16 protein-coding genes are annotated in these 19,218 nt (G+C 71.3%); 9 read left to right on the top strand and 7 right to left on the bottom strand.

Annotated features, from left to right (window positions below):
- Positions 1 to 8 precede the first annotated feature (8 nt).
- Positions 9 to 2,414 carry a phosphoketolase family protein gene (locus ACTRO_RS09835; RefSeq protein WP_034262857.1) on the bottom strand — a complete coding sequence of 802 codons (2,406 nt, stop codon included), beginning with the start codon at positions 2,412 to 2,414 and terminating at the stop codon, positions 9 to 11.
- A gap of 146 nt (positions 2,415 to 2,560) precedes the next feature.
- On the opposite strand from ACTRO_RS09835, the gene ACTRO_RS09830 reads away from it, so the two are divergent.
- Positions 2,561 to 3,766 carry an acetate/propionate family kinase gene (locus ACTRO_RS09830; RefSeq protein WP_034262855.1) on the top strand — a complete coding sequence of 402 codons (1,206 nt, stop codon included), beginning with the start codon at positions 2,561 to 2,563 and terminating at the stop codon, positions 3,764 to 3,766.
- 9 nt (positions 3,767 to 3,775) lie between these two features.
- Here ACTRO_RS09830 and ACTRO_RS09825 read toward each other — a convergent pair whose 3' ends face one another.
- Together ACTRO_RS09825 and ACTRO_RS09820 are read right to left on the bottom strand one after the other, a co-directional pair.
- On the bottom strand, positions 3,776 to 4,561 hold the full coding sequence (locus ACTRO_RS09825; protein WP_034262853.1) for an ArsR/SmtB family transcription factor: 786 nt from the start codon (positions 4,559 to 4,561) through the stop codon (positions 3,776 to 3,778).
- Positions 4,562 to 4,568: 7 nt separating this feature from the next.
- Positions 4,569 to 5,024, bottom strand: coding sequence for an SRPBCC family protein (locus ACTRO_RS09820; protein WP_034262852.1), 456 nt, complete (start codon positions 5,022 to 5,024; stop codon positions 4,569 to 4,571).
- Between the two features lie 201 nt (positions 5,025 to 5,225).
- Between ACTRO_RS09820 and ACTRO_RS09815 the strand changes: the two genes are divergently transcribed.
- Positions 5,226 to 5,531 carry a hypothetical protein gene (locus ACTRO_RS09815; RefSeq protein ID WP_034262851.1) on the top strand — a complete coding sequence of 102 codons (306 nt, stop codon included), beginning with the start codon at positions 5,226 to 5,228 and terminating at the stop codon, positions 5,529 to 5,531.
- A 176-nt stretch (positions 5,532 to 5,707) separates the two neighbouring features.
- On the top strand, positions 5,708 to 7,774 hold the full coding sequence (locus tag ACTRO_RS09810) for a phosphocholine-specific phospholipase C (RefSeq protein ID WP_034262850.1): 2,067 nt from the start codon (positions 5,708 to 5,710) through the stop codon (positions 7,772 to 7,774).
- A gap of 7 nt (positions 7,775 to 7,781) precedes the next feature.
- Here ACTRO_RS09810 and ACTRO_RS09805 read toward each other — a convergent pair whose 3' ends face one another.
- Positions 7,782 to 8,873, bottom strand: coding sequence for an alanine racemase (locus tag ACTRO_RS09805; protein WP_034262848.1), 1,092 nt, complete (start codon positions 8,871 to 8,873; stop codon positions 7,782 to 7,784).
- A gap of 167 nt (positions 8,874 to 9,040) precedes the next feature.
- On the opposite strand from ACTRO_RS09805, the gene ACTRO_RS09800 reads away from it, so the two are divergent.
- Entirely contained in the window at positions 9,041 to 9,802 is a 762-nt protein-coding gene (locus ACTRO_RS09800; protein ID WP_051450587.1) for a DUF4389 domain-containing protein, read from the top strand.
- Positions 9,803 to 9,830: 28 nt separating this feature from the next.
- Here the strand turns inward: ACTRO_RS09800 and ACTRO_RS09795 are convergent, their stop codons facing one another.
- Positions 9,831 to 10,730 (bottom strand): alpha/beta fold hydrolase, encoded by a 900-nt coding sequence (locus tag ACTRO_RS09795; protein ID WP_211244174.1) that lies wholly within the window; start codon positions 10,728 to 10,730, stop codon positions 9,831 to 9,833.
- 125 nt (positions 10,731 to 10,855) lie between these two features.
- Between ACTRO_RS09795 and ACTRO_RS09790 the strand changes: the two genes are divergently transcribed.
- Entirely contained in the window at positions 10,856 to 11,956 is a 1,101-nt protein-coding gene (locus tag ACTRO_RS09790; protein WP_051450586.1) for a PP2C family protein-serine/threonine phosphatase, read from the top strand.
- A 121-nt stretch (positions 11,957 to 12,077) separates the two neighbouring features.
- Here the strand turns inward: ACTRO_RS09790 and ACTRO_RS09785 are convergent, their stop codons facing one another.
- A complete protein-coding gene (locus ACTRO_RS09785) occupies positions 12,078 to 13,001 on the bottom strand; it encodes an AurF N-oxygenase family protein (RefSeq protein WP_034262847.1) in 924 nt (307 codons plus the stop codon).
- 68 nt (positions 13,002 to 13,069) lie between these two features.
- On the opposite strand from ACTRO_RS09785, the gene ACTRO_RS09780 reads away from it, so the two are divergent.
- The 4 genes from ACTRO_RS09780 to ACTRO_RS09765 all read left to right on the top strand — a co-directional run bounded on the left by ACTRO_RS09780 (position 13,070) and on the right by ACTRO_RS09765 (position 17,739).
- Positions 13,070 to 13,834 carry a TetR/AcrR family transcriptional regulator gene (locus ACTRO_RS09780; protein ID WP_211244173.1) on the top strand — a complete coding sequence of 255 codons (765 nt, stop codon included), beginning with the start codon at positions 13,070 to 13,072 and terminating at the stop codon, positions 13,832 to 13,834.
- Between the two features lie 15 nt (positions 13,835 to 13,849).
- Entirely contained in the window at positions 13,850 to 15,754 is a 1,905-nt protein-coding gene (locus ACTRO_RS09775; protein ID WP_084316129.1) for a DUF4873 domain-containing protein, read from the top strand.
- Positions 15,751 to 16,689 (top strand): alpha/beta fold hydrolase, encoded by a 939-nt coding sequence (locus tag ACTRO_RS09770; RefSeq protein WP_034262846.1) that lies wholly within the window; start codon positions 15,751 to 15,753, stop codon positions 16,687 to 16,689. The genes ACTRO_RS09775 and ACTRO_RS09770 overlap by 4 nt, the downstream gene beginning before the upstream one ends.
- 150 nt (positions 16,690 to 16,839) lie before the next feature.
- A complete protein-coding gene (locus ACTRO_RS09765) occupies positions 16,840 to 17,739 on the top strand; it encodes an SDR family oxidoreductase (RefSeq protein ID WP_034262845.1) in 900 nt (299 codons plus the stop codon).
- Positions 17,740 to 17,749: 10 nt separating this feature from the next.
- On the opposite strand, the gene ACTRO_RS09760 is transcribed toward ACTRO_RS09765, so the two are convergent.
- The gene (locus ACTRO_RS09760) at positions 17,750 to 19,141 is read right to left on the bottom strand and encodes a family 2B encapsulin nanocompartment shell protein (protein ID WP_034262844.1); all 1,392 of its coding nucleotides are present in this window, start codon (positions 19,139 to 19,141) and stop codon (positions 17,750 to 17,752) included.
- Positions 19,142 to 19,218: the final 77 nt, after the last annotated feature.

Raw genomic sequence — 19,218 nt, 5'->3', positions numbered from 1 at the left:
GCCGGATCCTATGCGTACGGCCAGACCCAGTCCTTGATCTCGGGCAGGTCGTCGCCGTGCTCGCGGGTGTAGGCGCGGGCGATGAGGCGGGCGTCCTGCATCTCCTGGCGCACGTGCGCCCCGCGGTCGGCGAGGCCCGGCACCCGGTCGATCACGTCGATCACCAGGTGGTAGCGATCGAGATCGTTGAGCATCACCATGTCGAACGGGGTCGTGGTGGTGCCCTCCTCCTTGTATCCGCGTACGTGCATGTTGTCGTGGTTGGCCCGGCGGTAGGTCAGCCGGTGGATCAGCCAGGGGTAGCCGTGGTACGCGAAGACCACCGGCTTGTCCCGGGTGAACAGCGCGTCGAACTGGCGCTCGGACAGCCCGTGCGGGTGCTCGGTGTCGTCCTGAAGCCGCATCAGGTCGACCACGTTCACGACCCGGATGCGCAGATCGGGCCAGGCCGCCCGTAGGATCGACACCGCGGCCAGCGTCTCGAGCGTGGGGATGTCCCCGGCGCAGGCGAGCACGACGTCCGGCTCGTGGCCGCCGTCTGTCGAGGCCCACTCCCAGATGCCGATGCCCCGGGTGCAGTGCAGGATCGCCTCGTCCATCGAGAGCCAGTTCAGCGCGGGCTGCTTGCCGGCCACGATCACGTTGACGTAGTGCCGGCTGCTCAGGCAGTGGTTCGCCACGCTCAGCAGGGTGTTGGCGTCCGGGGGCAGGTAGACCCGGATGACGTCCGCCTTCTTGTTCACCACGTGGTCGATGAAGCCGGGGTCCTGATGCGAGAAGCCGTTGTGGTCTTGGCGCCAGACGTGTGAAGTCAGCAGGTAGTTGAGCGAGGCGATGGGTCGGCGCCAGGGGATGTCGCGGGTGGTCTTGAGCCACTTGGCGTGCTGGTTGAACATCGAGTCGACGATGTGGATGAAGGCTTCGTAGCAGGAGAAGAAGCCGTGCCGTCCGGTCAGCAGGTAGCCCTCGAGCCAGCCCTGGCAGATGTGCTCCGAGAGCACCTCCATGACCCGGCCGTCGTGGGCCAGCGCCGCGTCGTCGTCCGGCTCGGCTTCGGCCATCCAGGCCCGGCCGGTGGCCTCGAACAGCGCGTCGAGCCGGTTCGACGCCGTCTCGTCCGGGCCGACCACGCGGAAGTTGCGGTGCTCGTAGTTCTCGGCCATCACGTCGCGCAGGAAGCCGCCGAGGACGCGGGTGGCCTCCGAGGTGGTCACGCCGTGGCCGTCGGCGGAGACGGCGTAGTCCCGGAAGTCGGGCAGCTCCAGGTCGCGCAGCAGCAGGCCGCCGTTTGCGTGCGGGTTCGCGCCCATCCGCCGCTCGCCTTCGGGCGCGAGGGCGAGCAGTTCCGGCAGCAGCGCGCCGTCCGCGTCGAAGAGCTCTTCCGGCTTGTACGAGCGCATCCACTCTTCCAGCTGCCGCAGGTGCGCCGGGTTCTCGTGCAGTTTGGCCAGCGGCACCTGGTGGGCCCGCCAGCTGCCCTCCGTGCGCTTGCCGTCCACCTCCTTCGGGCCGGTCCAGCCCTTGGGGGAGCGCAGTACGATCAACGGCCAGGACGGGCGTTCGATGCCTTCGATCCCGGACCTGCGCTCCTGGGCCCGCGCCTTCTTCTGGATCTCGGCGATCTCCTCGAGCGCCTCGTTCAGCGCGGCGGCGAAGAGCTGGTGCGCGGACGCGTGGTCGTCGGGGTCGGTGATCTCCACCCTGATCGGGCGGTAGCCGTAGCCGGTGAGCAGCTGCTCGAGCTCCTTCGGCGGGATCCGGGCCAGCACGGTCGGGTTGGCGATCTTGAACTCGTTCAGGTGCAGGACGGGCAGCACCGCGCCGTCGGTGGCCGGGTCAAGGAACTTGTTCGAGTGCCAGGAGCCGGCCAGCGGACCGGTCTCGGCCTCGCCGTCGCCGATGACGCAGCACACGACCAGGTCCGGGTTGTCGAACACGGCGCCGAAGGCGTGCGAGAGCGCGTAGCCGAGCTCGCCGCCCTCGTGGATCGAGCCCGGCGTCTCCGGCGCGACGTGGCTGGGGATGCCGCCGGGGAAGGAGAACTGGCGCATCAGCCGGCGCAGGCCCGCCTCGTCCCGGCCGATCGCCGAGTAGAACTCGCTGTAGGTGCCCTCGAGGTACGTGTTGGCCACCAGGCCGGGGCCGCCGTGGCCGGGTCCGGCGATGTAGATCGCGTCCAGGTCGCGGGCCCGGATGGCCCGGTTCATGTGCGCGTAGATCAGGTTCAGGCCGGGGGTGGTGCCCCAGTGGCCGAGCAGCCGCGGCTTGACGTGCTCCGGCTTGAGCGGCTCGCGCAACAGCGGGTTGTCCAGCAGGTAGATCTGACCCACCGACAGGTAGTTCGCCGCGCGCCAATAGGCTTCGATGAGATTGATTTCCTCACGGCTGAGCGGCCCCGACTTGGTGGTCACCATGGGCAGTCCCTTCGACGTGGTCTCTCCCGCGTACGCCGATGGCGCCCTTCGATTCTCGCCGCGGGCTCGCCGCACGCGCTTGTTCCGGTAGACCGAACGAGAGGGCGGCTCGCGCGCGGCCTGCCGCCCGAGGTGAGAATGGGGACATGACGCAGGCTGTGCTGGTGCTCAATGTCGGCTCCTCCTCGATCAAGTACCAGCTGCTCGCGCTCGACGACGCGGGTGAGGGCGATCGGCTGGCGACCGGGTCGGTGGACCGGATCGGGGAGAAGGGCCCGGGGACGCTCCGCCATCGTCCGGCCGACGCGTCGGCGTGGGAGCGCACGGAGGTGTTCGCCTCGCACGAGCAGGCCCTCGACTCGGTGCTCGAGGCGTTCCGCTCGGCCGGCCCCGGCCTGGACGCGGCCGAGCTGACCGCCATCGGCCACCGGGTGGTGCACGGCGGATCCCGGTTCACCGAAGCCACTGTGCTCGACGACGACGTGGTCGGCACTCTCAGGGAGCTCAATCCGCTGGCCCCGCTGCACAACCCGCCCAACATCACCGGCATCGAGGTCGCCCGTAAGGCGTTCCCCGGCGTGCCGCAGGTCGCGGTGTTCGACACGGCATTCCACCAGAGCCTGCCTCCGTCCGCGTACACGTACGCGGTGCCGCGCGAGTGGCGCGAGAGGTACTCCGTTCGGCGGTACGGCTTCCATGGCACCTCGCACGCCTACGTCTCCCGACGCGCCGCGGCATTCCTCGGGCAGACGGTCGAGGAGACGAACGTGATCGTGCTGCACCTGGGCAACGGCGCCAGCGTCTGTGCGGTCGAGGGCGGGCGCAGCGTGGAGACCTCGATGGGTCTGACTCCGCTCGAAGGGCTCGTCATGGGCACCCGAAGCGGCGATCTCGATCCGGCCGTGCCCGCGTACCTCCAGCGGGTGGCCGGCCTCGACGCCGAGGCGGTGGACCGCGAGCTCAACCGCTCCAGCGGGCTGCTGGGCCTGGCCGGGAGCAACGACCTGCGCGACGTGCAGAAAGCCGCCGAGGCGGGCGACCCGGACGCGCGTCTGGCCCACGAGGTCTACTGCCACCGCATCCGCAAGTACATCGGTGCGTATTACGCCGTACTCGGCCGCGTCGACGCGGTGGTCTTCACGGCCGGAGTCGGCGAGAACGACGAGCGAACCAGGGTCCTGAGCACGCAGGGGCTCGAACGGCTCGGCATCCGGGTGGACCCGGTCCGCAACGCGGCCGCCGAACGCGGCGAGCGCGCGGTCTCCGCGCCCGGAGCGCAGGTCCCGGTGCTCGTGATCCCCACCGACGAGGAGATCGAGATCGCCCGGCAGACGCTCGCCGCGCTCGCCTGAGCCGGCTCGCTACTCCGGCTTCGTCCCCGTCTCCGACTCGGTCTCCAGCAGGGTCTTGAGATCGGAGAGCACGACCGGCCAGCCGCCGCTGATGTTCGGCAGGACTCTGCTCCCCGGCGCGAAGCCGTCGTGAGTCACCGTCAGCTTCACCTTCTCGCCGAGGTCTTCGAGGTCGAAGGCCACCTGCGAGCGCGGCTCCGGCTCGCCGCCGCCGTGGCAGCCGCCGGTGTTGTCGAACCAGGTGTAGGCGAGCCGGCGGTAGGGGTCGGATTCGAGCACGACCTGCTCCGGGTCGTCGCAGATCGAGCCGTCGGTGCGGGTCACCCGCACGTGCGAGCCCGGCTTCCAGTCCGACTCGAAGGTCATCCCCTGCCAGTAGCGCCGGGTGAACGCGGGCTCGGTCAGCGCGCGCCAGAGCAGTTCGGGGGTGGTGCGGATGTACGTGGTGTAGACGAACTCGGGCCGGGCCGCGGGGGCGTCCATGCGGAGTTCTCCTTCCAGTGCCTGTTTCAGGTCGGCCAGGGCCTCGACCCGGGACCGGTCGTACCGGGTGATCCAGCGTTCGGAGATCTCGTTGATCGGCGCGGCGTTGAGATAGTGCAGCTTCTCCCGGCCCCGCCACACGGCGGTGACGAGGCCGGCCTGCTCGAGCACCGCCAGATGCTTGCTGACGGACTGCCGGGCCATCTCCAGGCCGGCGCACAGCTCGCGCAGGGTCTGCCCGTTGCGGGCGTCGAGCGAGTCCAGCAGCAGCCGTCGGCTCGGATCGGCCAGAGCCTTGAAGACCTCGTCCACCTGCGCGTCAATCCCAGCTGCTGACCCTCGGCATGTCGAGGTCCGGCTGCCAGCGGCCGTCCTCGAGGCCCGTCTTGAGGCTGATCAGGTACTGGCCCCAGCGGGTGGAGCAATGGTGCATGAACTCCACCGACTCACGCCAATCCGCGTGGGTGAACAGGACCACGGTCTCGTTCTCGTCGGGGCCGGACCGCAGGTCGAAGGTGAGGGTGGTGCCGATCCAGTCCTTCGGGCCGTCGACGCACTCCCAGACCACCCGCCCGGACGGGCTGGACTCGGCCACCCGCATGGTGGCGGCGGGACGGTCGCCGGCGCCGAAGTAGAACTCGAGGTGCTGGCCGGGCCGCTCGTCCCCGCGCACGTCCCGGGTCCACCAGTGGCTCAGGCCGGCTCGGGTGCCGAGGATCTCGTAGACCTTCTCGCGCGGGGCGTAGACGCCGACGCGGTGCCGGATGTCGGGCATGGCCGTGCTCCCTTCCAAAAGGCAGCCAATCGGCTGCATGTTCAGATTAGGCAGCCGATCGGCTGCCTGTCAAGCAGGGCTCGCCCAGGGCTCCGGAAACGTTTCCGGAAGCGGCGCCGACACGGAGTCAGCTCGTCGTATTACCTGCTCCGAGCGGGTGAATACCGGTGACTCGGGGCGGACGGGCGCCGTTGTGCGGGCATGGACGTGGACAACATCGATGCCCTGAACCCGGCGGAGTTGGAGGCCGTGCTCGAACGCGCCCTCGACCCCCGGGTTCCGGTCGAACTGCTTTACGCGGTACTCGAGCGGCTCGGCCGGCTCGACCAGGCGGCGGCCGCCCACGAGGGCGCGGCCGAGCTGCCGGCGCCGGCCGAGGCGTACCCGCCGGCCGCCCCGGTGCCGGCGGCCGCCGCGATCACCGCCTACCTGCCCGTGGTGCCGGCCCAGGGGCCCGCGCCGCTGCCGGCCGGGGCCGAGCCGGGCCCGGGTGAATCCGAGGACTGATACCCTCGGCGCCCGGGGGCGCGAGAGTTCATCGGCGCTTCACGGCCAAGTCACGGTTCTTGTATGGACAAGTCGAGGATGAGGCGGCAGGTTACGGCGTGCACCCACCCGTCCGCGGGCGGTGCCGCGCCCGCCACCGCCGGCGCGTGTGGACCGACGAAAGGCATACCCACGCCATGTCCCCGATCTCCCGGCGCACCCTCCTCGGCACCGCCGCGGCCGTCGGCACCTCGGCTGCCTTCGGCGCCGCCTCGCTGCGCCCGGCGCAGGCCCAGGCGGCGGCCACCGGCACCATCGCCGACGTCAAGCACGTGGTGATCCTGATGCAGGAGAACCGCAGCTTCGACCACTACTTCGGCATGCTGCAAGGCGTGCGCGGCTTCGGCGACCGGGCCGCGATCCAGATCCCCGGCGGCTACTGCGTCTTCGACCAGCCCAACGGCAGCGGACGGCAGTATCCGTGGAATCTGAGCAACGGCTCGGGCAACCTGGTCGCCTCGGCCGAGACCCTGGCCCAGTGCGACGGCTCGCTCGACCACGGCTGGTCCACCCAGCACGAGGCCTGGGACGGCGGCAAGATGGACGCCTGGATCTCGGCCAAGGGCTCGGCCCGCACCATGGGCTACCTCACCCGCTCCGACATCCCGTTCCACTACGCGCTCGCCGACGCGTACACCGTCTGCGACGCGTATCACTGCTCGATCCTCAGCGCCACCGGCCCGAACCGCACCTACCTGTGGAGCGGGATGATCGACCCGAACGGCACCGCGGGCGGCCCGGCCTACGACGGCGGCTCCGAGTCCGGCCTGACCTGGCAGACCTACGCCGAGGCGCTGCAGAACGCCGGGGTGAGCTGGAAGGTCTACCAGGTCGCCGGCGACAACTACGGTGACAATGCCCTGGCTTACTTCAACCAGTTCGCCAACGCCGCCGGCGGCACCCCGCTGGCCACCAGGGGCATGGGCTCCGTGGCCTCCACCACCGGCTCCACACCTACCGACATCGCCGCGGCGATCAAGAACGACGTGGTCAACGGGACTCTGCCGCAGGTGTCCTGGGTGGTGGCGAACCAGCAGTGCTCCGAGCACCCGGACGCGCCGCCGGAGGACGGCGCCCAGTTCGTGCACGAGGTGCTCCAAGCGCTGGCTGCCACCGAGTCCGTCTTCGACTCCACCGTGCTCTTCCTCAACTACGACGAGAACGACGGGTTCTTCGACCACGTGCCGCCGCCGGTCCCGCCGGCCGGCACCGCGAACGAGTTCATCCAGAACGGCACCCCGCTCGGCCTCGGCTACCGGGTTCCGATGGTCATCGCCTCGCCGTGGACCCGCGGCGGCTGCGTGGACTCGCGGACCTACGACCACACCTCGGTGATCCGCTTCCTGGAGACCTGGACCGCCGCGATCGGCACCCCGGCCGCGTGCTCCAACATCAGCGCCTGGCGGCGGCAGGTGTGCGGCGACCTGACCGGCGCCTTCGACTTCACCGCCCCGGTCTACGGCCTTCCCGCCACGCTGCCGGCGACCACCTCGACCATCAGCCAGCTGACGTGCGACATCGAGCTCAACCCGTCGGCCAAGACCAACGCGCTGCCCGCCCAGGAGTCCGGCACCCGCACCGCCCGGGCCCTGCCCTACCAGCCGGACGGCTACGTCTCCTCGCTCGAGTTCGACGCGAACGGCCAGATCCTGCTGTGGCTCAAGATGGCCAACGAGGGACCGCTGGCCACCTCCGCGGCGACCTTCGCCGTGTACGCCAACGCCAACCGCAGCGGCGGGCCGTGGCAGTACACCGTCCCGGCGCACTCCGCGTCCGGGGACGGCGTGGTGACCGACTTCTTCAACATCGGCACCGGATACGGCGCGGGTGCCTACGACCTGACCATGACCGGCCCGAACCGGTTCCTGCGCCGCTTCGTCGGCAACGCCACCGCGGCCGGCCGCTACGCCGAGGTCACCAGCTACTACGCGCCCTCGCCGAACCTGAACGAGCAGTCGATCTGGTTCACCATGACCAACACCGCGACCGCGCCGGTGACCTTCACCATCACCTCGAACCACTACCGCACCGACGGTCCGTGGACCTACACCGTCGCGGCCGGCGCGAGCGTGTCCGACTACTTCAACCAGGTCGCTTACTGCAACGGCTGGTACGACTTCACCGTCACGGTCAGCAGCGACTCGTCCTGGTCGCGCCGCTTCACCGGCCACATCGAGACCGGCTCGGCCAGCATCACCGGCTGATCGGGTCTCAGGCGTTCGCCCCGCGCGCGGCCACCGGCCAGCGGTCCACCACGCGTCCGTCCCGGACCACGAGCAGCTCGTCAGCGAGATTGACGGCATTGCACACGTGGTTCGGGATGACGGTGACCCGGTCGCCGAGGCGGGGCGAGCGTGTGTCCAGGGGAAGCGTCACGACGGCGTGGTGCTCGGAGAGCTGGGTGATCATCGCACCCGGATACCCGGGCACCAGGCCGTAGCCCCGGGCCCAGCCGTTGACGTCGGCACCGAGGGTCTTGCTGCCGGCGTCGAGCACGAACCGGTCCGGCGCCGGCACGCTGACCACCGTCGCCACCGCGGACAGGGCCACGTCCTCGATCGTGCAGGAGCCCAGCGCGACCTGCATCGCGTCGTTGAACACGTAGACGCCGGGACGCAGCTCGCTGATGACGCCGTCCTCGCGCAGGGCAGCCGTCGGGGTGGAGCCTCCGCTCACCACGTTGGGTTCGAATCCGGCCGCCCGCAGCGAGTCAGCCGCCTCGGCCAGCGCCTTCTCTTGATCCCGCGCGGCATGCAGGCGCACCTGGGTGGGCGTCGCGTCCGGATCGTGCGCCATGCCGTGGCCGGGGAAGGTGAATACGCCCTCCACGTCGAGGCCGAGCGAGCGCACGGCCTTCGCCACCGTGCCCGCCTCGGCGGGTTGGACACCGGTGCGGTGGTGGCCGCTGTCGACCTCGATGACGGCGAGCGCACCGGTGCCGATCAACCGCTGCGCGCTCTCGGCCGAGTCGACGCCCGCACTCAGCCGGACGTTCGCGGCGAGCGCGGCGACCCGGTCCCGCTTGCCCTCGTCGAGCCAGAGCGGGTAGGCGATGAACAGGTCGCGAGCTCCGGTCGCGGCGAACACCTCGGCCTCGCCGATCGTGGCCACGGTCAGGCCGACCGCCCCGGCGGCCAGCTGCAGCTCGGCGATCTGCGGGCACTTATGCGTCTTCGCGTGCGGACGCAGGGCGAAGCCGCCGGTGGCGGCGTAGCGGGCCATTCGGCCGATGTTGCGCTCGAGCACGTCGCGGTCGACCGTGAGAGCGGGCGTGGCGAAGCCCTCTGGCGGTGTGTCGGGCATCGGCGCTCCTCGGCCTGGCGGGTGGATCTTCGGCGAGCCCAGTCTGGCAAAGCCGGTGACGGGATGCCAGGCGCGCCGGCGTCCGGTGCCGCGGGGACCGGGGCCGGGGCTCACCCGTTCGACCTGGCCGGGATGCCGGGCGCGGGGCCGCGTGTGAGGGTCGGTGAGTGGAATTCCTCCCGGTTCTCGACGTGTTCCCGCCGGAGCGGCAGCGCCGGTGGACCGTGCTGGTGCGCCTGATCCTGCTGATCCCGCAGTTCGTCACGCTCTGGGTGCTCGGGGTGGTGGCCGCGCTCGCGGTCATCCTCGGCTGGTTCGCCGCGCTGGCGCTCGGCCGGCTGCCGGTGTCCGCGGCCGGGTATCTGACGAGCTATCTGGGCTACGCCGCGCGGGTCGCGGGCTACGCGATGCTGCTGGTCGACGAGTACCCGCCGTTCGCGCTCGACGCGCCGGAATACCCGGTGCGGGTCGAGTTCCAGCCGGGTCCGCTCAACCGCGTCGCGGTGCTCTTCCGGGTGATCCTGGCGATTCCCGCGGCGGTCGTTCAGGCGGTCGTCTACGGGGGCTGGCTCGTGTGCGCGTTCTTCTTCTGGGTCATCGTGCTGGTCCTCGGGCGCACGCCGCTGCCGATCTTCCAGGCGTCGGCGGCGGTCCTGCGCTACGGCCTGCGCGTCCAGGCCTATCTGTACCTGATCAGCTCGGCCTACCCGAAGCGCCTGCTCGGCGACCAGCCCTACCGCGACTACGATCCCGCTTGGGGCGCGGGCTCGCCCACCCGGCCGCTGGTGCTGGTCTCGGCGGCGCAGTGGCTGCTGGTGCTCTTCATCTTCTTCGGCGTGGCCGGCGAGGTGCTTTCCGGGAGCGGCAACTGGACGGACGAGTCCACCACGATGAACACCTCCACCATGGTGCCCGCGGCGCTGAAGTGACCCGGCCGTCCGGTTCGCCCGTTCGGCACTACCCGGCCGCGCGGGCCCGGTCCGCCTCCACGTCGGCGATGAAGGTCCGGATGAGCTCGGCCGTCCGCGGAGCCGCGGCGGTCACCGCGGCCCAATGCCCGCACCGCAGCGTACGGCGGCGTAGGTCCGGCGCCCACCGTTCGAGGTCTCCGGCCAGGGCGGGGCTGACGAAGCGGTCGGCGAGCGGACTGATCAGCTGCACCGGCACCCGCGCGTAACGCGGTTCCGGATGCCGCAGGCGGGGGAGCATGTTGGCGCGGTAGAGGCCGATGCCGCGCACGGCGTCGTCCACCAGCGTCGGCTGCGGATGGCCAGGGCCCGGCTCGACCCCCTCGGCCCGCCGCAGCAGCTCGCCCCAGCGCCGGCCCAGCCAGCAGCGCCAGGTGAGCGAGGCGAGCAGGGGCAGATGGAAGGCGTAGATGTACCAGGACTTCACACCCTGCCGGGCCACCGCGGCGATCCGGCGCGGCGTCGGACGGCGCAGCCGCTCGCGCAGCCAGAACGCGGTATGATCGAGGCAGGGTCCTGAGATCGAGGTGAAGGACGCGATCCGGCCCGCCGCCCGCGGGTCGGTGACGGCGTGCCAGGCCTGGATCGAACCCCAGTCGTGCGCGACGAGGTGGACCGGGGCATCCGGGCTCACCGCCTCGGCCACCGCGAACAGGTCCTCGGCCAAGTGGTCGAGCCGGTAGCCGGATCGCCGGGCCGGAGCCTGCGAAGCGCCCGCGCCGCGCACGTCGTAGCGCACTATGCGCAGGTCCGGGCCGAGTTCGGCGCGGATCCGGTGCCAGACCGCGTGCGTGTCCGGATATCCGTGCACGAGTAGGACGACCGGGCCCGGCCGGACCGGATCGGCGAACACGGCCAGGCGCAGCCCGCCGGAGAGGACCTCGGTCAACCCCTGCCGCCCTTCACGAGAAGACCCGATTTCGCTACCGACCAGTACGCATTCGGAACAATCCTGCGCCATTCCGGCTCAGCACCGTTGCGACCGCCCTTGACTCCCCATACGGTTTTCTCAGGATGAGCAGTCAGTTCTCTGCGGACTCGGCGCGTTCCGGGCACTCCGGCCCGGTCATGCGCTCGCTGCCCTATGCCCTGATCCTGGTGATCACCGCGGCCGACCTGGCCACGTCGCCCGGCGTCGGCTTCTCCGCGACGCTCTCGGTGCCCCCGGCCCTCGCGGCGCTGGTGGCCCCGCCGCGCCAACTGCGCCCGCTGCTGGTCGGCGCGATCTGCGTGGTGGCCGCGGCGCTGCTCGGCTCGCTGGAGGAGAACGTCCACGCGGTGGAGCAGATCGCCGAGCTGTTCGCGACCGTCATGGTCACTGTGGTCAGCTGGGTGGCCGTCAGATCCGCGCAGCTGCAGCAGCGCACGCTGACCACGGTCCGGACGGTGGCCGAGGCGGCCCAGCAGGTGCTGCTGCGCGCGCTGCCCTCGGATCTGGTCTCGGTGCGCTCGGCCGTGCGGTACGTGGCGGCGGCCGCCGAGGCGCGCATCGGCGGAGACCTGTACGAGGTGACCACCACCGCCTTCGGCGACCGGCTGATCATCGGGGACGTGCGCGGCAAGGGCCTGCCGGCGGTGGAGGCGGCCGCCGACGTCCTCGGCGTCTTCCGCGAGGCGGCGCACCAGGAGGGCGACCTGGCCGCGATCGCGGCGCGGATGCACGCGAGCCTGCTGCGCCGCACGCCCTCGGACCTCGAGGAGTTCGTCACCGCCGTGCTGGTCTCGGTGCCGCCGGGCGGCAGCCAGGCGGAGATCGTCAACTGCGGGCACCCCGCGCCGCTGCTGCTGCACCACGGCGTGATCACCCCGCTCGAGCCGCCCGAGCCCAGCCCGCCGCTGGGCCTGCTGGATCTGAGCCGGGACTCGCTGCCGGTCTACAAGGTCGACTTCGAGCCCGGCGACCACATCCTGCTCTACACCGACGGCATCACCGAGGCCCGGGACGAGGAAGGCGCCTTCTACCGGCTCGAGCAGGACAAGGGCTGGACGGTGTACCAGAACCCGGATCCGATGCTCGACCACGTGCTGCGGGCGGTGCGCGCGCACGCGGGGCCGCGGCTGAGCGACGACATCGCCCTGCTCGCGGTCAAGCGGCTGCCCGATCCCGAGCTCTGACCCGGCCATCGGCGCCTCCTGGGATCGGGATGAAGCACTCGGACATCGTGAAACGGGACAATGTTCCACGTGGAACTTTATGCGAAGCTCGCGCATATCCATGCGATCGTGAGGGCCGGGGCTAGCGGATCAGGTAGCCGGCCTTCCACCAGTGCCGCCCCGGACGTGCGATCAGGCCGTGCTCGTCGAAGAGGGCGACCAGCTTCTCCGAGGCCCACCGCAGCGTGCGCTGATAGTTCGGGTTGGCCAGCGCGATCCGCCGGGTCTTGCGCGGATCCAGGCCCACGGAGCGGTAGACCTCGGGATTGACCAGGCTGCGGCTGATGATGAACGCGATGTGCGCGAGCAGCAGCCGCTGCACCGGCCGCAGCCAGCGCGGCGTGCGGGCCACGGCCCGGGCCAGCTCCTCGCGGGCGAAGCTGATGTGCCGGGCCTCCTCCATGATGTGGATCCGGTTGACCATCAGCATCAGCGGCTGGATCCGCGCGTCCTCCACCATCTCCCGCTGCAACCGGTCCGGGATCTCCTCGCCGAGCAGCGTCGCGCCCCAGATCACCTCGTTGTGGGCGAGGAACGGCAGGATCCGGCCGAGCCGGTGGATGTGCGGGCGCACCCCGTAGGCGGGCGCTCCCATCCGGCCGATCATCCGGGCGAACATGGTCGAGTGCCGGCATTCCTCGGCGATCTCGGCCAGTGCGTACTGGACCCGGGCGGTGGTGGGATCGCCGTTGTAAGCCATCTTCGCCAGCATCCTGATGAGGATGTGCTCGAACCACAGGCCCACGCTGGCGACGCTGGCCGCCTCGTGCCGGGCCAAGGTGAGGCGCTGTTCCGGCGTCAGCCGCTCCCACGTCCCGGTGCCGTAGAGCGAGCAGCGTTCCAGCTTCATGAAGGGCGCGTCCGGCGTGAGCGGAGCGTTCCAGTCGATGTCGAGCTCTGGGTCGTATGCCCGAGCGGCGGTGGACCGCAGCAGCCGTTCGGCGGTGCGTTCGCGGTCGTCAGCGGGCTGATCGGGGGTGCGGGCGCCCACCGTGTTCGACGTCATCGACGGCCTCCGGCTGCTCATAGAAAGTATGACTTGAAGTAACAGTTACTTCTGGTAGCGTGCTCACCGTGAACGCAGCTGTCAAGGGGACGCCGAAGGAACCCGGCTCCGCCGACGCCCGCCGGGACCGGTGGAGCGCGCACCGCGCCGCCCGCCGGGGCGAGTTCGTCAAGGCCGCCCTGCGGGTGCTCGACCAGCAGGGCCCTGATCTGACCATGGACGCGGTGGCGGCCGAGGCCGGAGTGACCAAACCGGTGCTCTACCGCTACTTCGCGGACAAGACCGCGCTGGTCGCCGCGCTCGGCGAGTACGGCACCGAGGTCCTGTTCGCGCGGCTGATGCCGGCCATCGCGGCCGACCTGCCGGCGCTCAGCCGGGTGCGCGGCGCGGTCGGGGCCTACTTCGAGGTCATCGACGAGAACCCGAACCTGTACTGGCTCATCGCCCGGCACACCGCCGGCGAGATCCCGACCGAGACCGACCCGTTCCAGCGCAACAAGGAACTGATCGCGGACGCGCTGACCGCGCTGTTCGGCGATTATCTGCGGCACTACTCGCTGGACTCCGGCGGCGCCGAGCCGTGGGCGCAGGGCATCACCGGCCTGGTCCAGTCCACCGCCGAATGGTGGCTGCACCGGCGTTCGATGAGCCGCGTGCACGTGGTCGAATACACCACCAAGCTGATCTACGCCGCGCTGGCCGGAGTGCTGCCCGAGCGCGCCCTGGACGAAGAGCTCGAACTCGGCACCTCCCGGTTCGCGCAGTCCATGCAGTACCCGCCGGAGGGGACGCGGCCCGCGCCGCCCTCCTTGAAGCTCGTGTCAGGGGAGTAGGAAGGGACCGGCCGCGTGGCGGACTTCGACGACGAAGACGGTTATCAAGGCACTGCGGTATTGGACGTCGGCGAGCACCGGTTCGAGGTGCGGGTCGAGCTGCGCGGCTACTTCCAGCCGATCGACGGCCGCTACCACTGGTACGGCCGGATCGCGCCGGACGACGCGCTGGCCGGCACCCTCTCGGCCGGGCGCACCAAGGGAACGCTCAGCACCGCGCACGGTTCGGCGCCGGCCGAGGTCGGCGACCCGGACCCGTGGGGGCGCTACCGGGTCGAAGGCGTCTCCACCCCGCCGTTCGCCACCGCGTTCCGCGACCAGGCGGGCACCGGCGTCCTGCCCCCGCGCCCGGACGAGCGCCGCGAGCAGCGCACCGAGGGCGGCCTGCCGCGGCACGTGCGCGTCGCCGTCATCGGAGCCGGCTTCGGCGGCCTCGGCGCCGGGATCAAGCTCCTGGAGTCCGGGATCCGCGACTTCGCCATCCTGGAGCGCGCCGACTCCGTCGGCGGGACCTGGCGCGACAACACCTACCCGGGCTGTGCCTGCGACGTCCCCTCACACCTGTATTCGTTCTCGTTCGCGCCCAACCCGCGCTGGTCGCGCAGCTTCTCGGGCCAGCCGGAGATCCGCGCCTACCTCGAGGACGTGGCCGACCGGCCGGGCCTGCGCCCGCGGCTCTACTTCGGCGCCGCCGTGACCGGCGCGGTCTGGCAGGAGGATGAGGCGCGCTGGCGGATCGACACCGCGCGCGGCGCGATGACCGCGGACGTGCTCGTCTCCGCGGGCGGTCCGCTCTCCGAGCCGTCGATGCCGCAGATCCCCGGTCTCGACGAGTTCCCCGGCGCCGTCTTCCACTCGGCGCGCTGGGACCACGACACCGATCTGGCAGGGCGACGGATCGCGGTCATCGGCACCGGTGCCTCGGCCATCCAGCTCGTGCCGCAGCTCCAGCAAAAGGCCTCGCGGCTGGTGCTGTTCCAGCGCACGCCCGCGTGGGTCATGCCGCGTCGGGACCGGAAGATCACCGGCGCGGAGAAGTGGCTCTACCAGCACGTCCCGCCCACGCAGCGACTTGCCCGGCTCGGCATCTACCTCAGCCGGGAAGCGACGGTGGTCGGCTTCGTCAAGCGGCCCGCGCTGCTCAAGGCCGCCCAGCGGGTCGCGTTGCACCACCTCGGCCGCGCGGCCAAGGACCCGGCCCTGCGCGCGAAGCTGACGCCGCGTTACGTCATGGGCTGCAAGCGGGTCCTGCTCTCCAACGACTACTATCCCGCCCTCGCCCAGCCCAACGCGGAGGTCGTCGCCGCCGGGCTGGCCGCGATCGAGGGCAGTACCCTGATCGGCTCGGACGGGTCCCGGCACGAGGTGGACGCGATCGTGTTCGCCACCGGCTTCCACACCGTCGACATGCCGATGGCCCGGCAGGTCTGGGGCGTCGGCGGGCGCTCGCTGGACGAGGTGTGGGGCGGTGACATGCGGGCCCTGCGAGGCACCACCGTGGCCGGATTCCCCAACCTCTGCTTCGTCATCGGGCCCAACACGGGCCTCGGCCACAATTCGATGGTACACATCATCGAGTCGCAGCTCTCCTACATCGTCGACTTCGTCAAGGCCGCCGGCCGGTCCGGGCAAGGCCCGCTGGACCCGGATCAGGGCGCTCAGGACGCCTGGTGTGAACAGGTGGAGCGGCGGATGGGTCCGACGGTCTGGAACACCGGCGGCTGCAAGAGCTGGTACCTCAACGACGCCGGGCGCAACCCCACCCTCTGGCCCGCCTCGACCCTCCGGTTCCGCCGGCTCACCCGCGGGATCGACGTACGCGAATACGTCCGCCGCCCGGCCGCCGCGCCGGACCCGGACCCCACCGGCGAGACCACGCCGGCCCTGGCCTTGACCCCGAACGGAGCGGACCAAAGGTGATCAGCCCCGAACTCTTCGCCCCGCCGGAGCCCGAGGCCCGGCTGCGCGTGCCCTCCGCCGACGGCACGCAGCTCAACGTCGAGGTGCACGGACCGGCCGCAGCGCCCACCGTGGTGCTCATCCACGGCTGGACCTGCAACATCTCGTTCTGGGCTCCGGTCATCAAAGCCCTGCTCGCCGGCGCGCCGGGCCTGCGCGTGGTCGCATACGACCAACGCGGCCACGGCACCAGCGAGGCGCCGGGCAAGGGCCGCTACAGCGTCCCGATCCTGGTGGAGGACCTGGCCGCGGTGCTCGAGGCGACGCTGCCCGACGGCGAGCGGGCCGTGCTGGCCGGGCACAGCATGGGCGGCATGACGATCATGGCCGCCGCCGGGACCGAGGCGGTGCTCTCCCGCGTCGGCGGCGCCGTGCTCTGCTCGACCGGCTTCCAGCACCTGCCCGGTTCCTCCAGCGTGGTCCCGGGATTCCGCCGCATGCCGCGTGCGAACAAGGCGGTGCACCGGCTCCTGCTCTCCTCGCCGCTGCCGCTCGGCCCGGTCACGCCGATGTCGCGGGCCATGCTCGCGCACACCGCGCTGGGCCCCAAGACCGACAAGGGCCTTCGCAACGTCAATGCCCGGATGATCGCCGCGTGTCTGCCCAAGCCGAGGGCGGCCTGGGGCAGGGTGCTGAGCGAACTCGACGTCAGCTCCCTGGTGGGGCGCCTGGACGTGCCCACCTCGGTCGTGTTCGGCACGAAGGACCGGCTCACCCCGGCCGCCGCGCACGCGCAGGCCATAGCGGCTGCGCTGCCGCGCTTCGAAGGCATGACCACGCTCACCGGCCTCGGGCACATGACGCCGATGGAGGCCCCTGACACCGTCGTGACGCTGATCCGGCAGCGGGTCGCCGCGATGGACGAGGCGATCCAGCCGAAGGAGGCACAGCAGTGAGCGAGCTGGCGAGCGAACCGTCGGGCACAGTGCATGTGCGAACGCACCTACCGAGCTCTAGCGAGGTGGTCTCGTGAGCGAGCTTGCGAGCGAACCGTCGGGCACAGTGCGTGTGCGAACGCACCTACCGAGCTCTGGCGAGGTGGTCTCGTGAGCGAGCTGGCGGGCAAGACCGCACTGATCACCGGAGCCGCGCGGGGGATCGGCGCCTCGCTCGCGCTGAGTCTGGCCGCTCGCGGCGTGAACGTGGCGCTGGTGGGCCTCGAACCGGCCGTGCTCGCCGAGACCGCCGAGGCCTGCGCCGAGCGGGCCACCGCCGGCGCGCAGGCGCAAGCCTGGGAAGCGGACGTCACTGACCGCGCCCGCATGACCGAGGTGGTCGAGCAGGTGGTCGAACGGTTCGGCGCGCTCGACATAGCCGTCGCCAACGCGGGAATCGCGATCGGCGGCCCGTTCACCCAGAGCGATCCGGAGACCTTCGACCGGGTTATCGAGGTCAACCTGCTCGGCTCGATCACGACGGCTCGCGCCGTGCTGCCCGCGCTGGCAGTCTCGCGCGGCTACCTGCTCCAGATCGCGTCGCTGGCCGCGATGACCCCGACCCCGCTGATGGCCGCGTACTGCACTAGCAAGTCAGGGGTCGAAGCCTTCGCACACAGCCTGCGCAGCGAGGTCGCGCCGGACGGGGTGGACGTCGGCGTGGCGTACTTGTCGTGGACGGACACGGACATGGTGCGCAGCGCGGATCAGGATCGCGTGCTCGCCGAGATGCGCTCCCGGCTGCCCTGGCCGGCTAACCGGACCGGTCGGCTCGAACCGGCTGTGGAGCGCCTCACGACCGGGATACGGCGCCGGTCCGCGCACGTCTACGGCCAGCCCTGGGTGCGCACGATGCAGTGGTGGCCGCGCGGCTTCCTGCCCGCGGTGATCGCGCTGCGCGGGGCGCACGAGGTCAAGCGGCTCGCTCCGCGGCTGGCCGCCACCGCGGACGAGCGGATGAAGCCGGTCGGGCCCGGAGGTCTCGCGGCGACCCGCAAGACCCCCGAGTAGCCCGTTCGGATCAGTGCCCGAGCTCGACGTTCTCCAGCAGGCCGAGCGCGTCTGGCACGAGCACGGCCGCCGAGTAGTACGCGGAGACCAGGTAGGACATGATCGCCGCGGTGTCGATGCCCATGAACCGCACGTTGAGTCCGGGTTCGAACTCGTCCGGCAGCGCCGTGGGCACGAGCCCGACCACGCCCTGGTCCTGCTCCCCGGTGCGCAGGGCCAGCACGGTCGAGGCTCCGTCGGTGATCGGGATCTTGTTGCAGGGCAGCAGCGGGACGCCGCGCCACGCGCCGACGCCCTGCCCGTCGAGGTCGACGCCGGTCGGGTAGATGCCGCGGCGGGTGCACTCGCGCCCGAACGCGGCGATCACCTTGGGATGGGCGAAGAGCGCGCGCGTGCTGCGGCGCATGCTGAGCAGCTCGTCGAAGTCGTCCGGGGTCGGCGGGCCGGAGCGGGTGCTGATGCGCTGGCCGAAGTCCGCGTTGGCCAGGAAGCCGAACTCGGGGTTGTTGACGAGCTCGTCCTCCTGCCGCTCGCGCAGGGCGTGCACGGTCAGCCGGAGCTGCTGCTCGACCTGGTTCATCGGGTCGTTGTAGAGGTCCGCGACCCGGGAGTGGACGCGCAGCACGGTCTGGGTGAGGCTGAGCCCGTACTCGCGCGGCGCGAGTTCGTAGTCGGCGAAGGTCGTCGGCAGGTCCGGTTCGCCGCTGTGCCCGGCCGCGACCTCGATCTCGGCCTCGCCCTTGCGGTTGACCCGTTTGGCCCCGCGCTCGCGGTGGGCCGCCAGGGCGGCGCGCAGCGCGTCCGAACGCGCCGCCAGCTCGCGGAACGCCTGCATCGGCAGCGCGAGCAGGACCCCGGAGGTCGCCCCGCGCAGCGTCCCCGGCCAGGTGGCGTCGTCCCGGGTGAGCACCTCGTCGCCGAGGTGGTCGCCGTCGGCGTACCCGCGGGCGAGCGCCTGGCCGCCGTACTTGCCGTCGGTCAGCTCCTCCACCTTGCCGTGCGCGACCAGCAGGACCTGGTCGATCGGGCTGCCGCCCTCGACCAGGGTCTGTCCGGCCTCGTACTCGTGCCGGGTGAACCGGCCGGCGAGCAGCTCCAGCAGGTCCGCGTCCTGGATACCGCGCAGCGCCGGGATCTCGCGCAGCGTCAGCGGCAGGACCCTGACCTCCGCGCCGGTCTGGACGAAGGCCAGCCGGCCGCGCCCGGCCGCGTGGGTCAGGCGCCGGTTGACCCGGTAGGTGCCGCCGGACACCGGCACCCACGGCAGCTGCCGGAGCAGCCAGCGCGAGGAGATGTCCTGCGTCTGCGGCACGGTCTTGGTGGTGGTGGCCAGATTGCGTGCGGCCGCCGTGCTCAGGCTCTGCTGCGTTGCCGCCGCTGCGGTGTCCGCGTCGATCGTCATGCTGCCGGCCCCTTTCGGGCGAGAGTGGCCCCGGATTCGATCACACCAGAGCGCGGGGGCGCGGCGACAGGGCGCGA

The sequence above is a fragment of the Actinospica robiniae DSM 44927 genome (assembly GCF_000504285.1).
GTDB classification, from domain to species: Bacteria; Actinomycetota; Actinomycetes; order Streptomycetales; family Catenulisporaceae; genus Actinospica; species Actinospica robiniae.
This window is presented reverse-complemented; position numbering and strand designations above follow the sequence as displayed.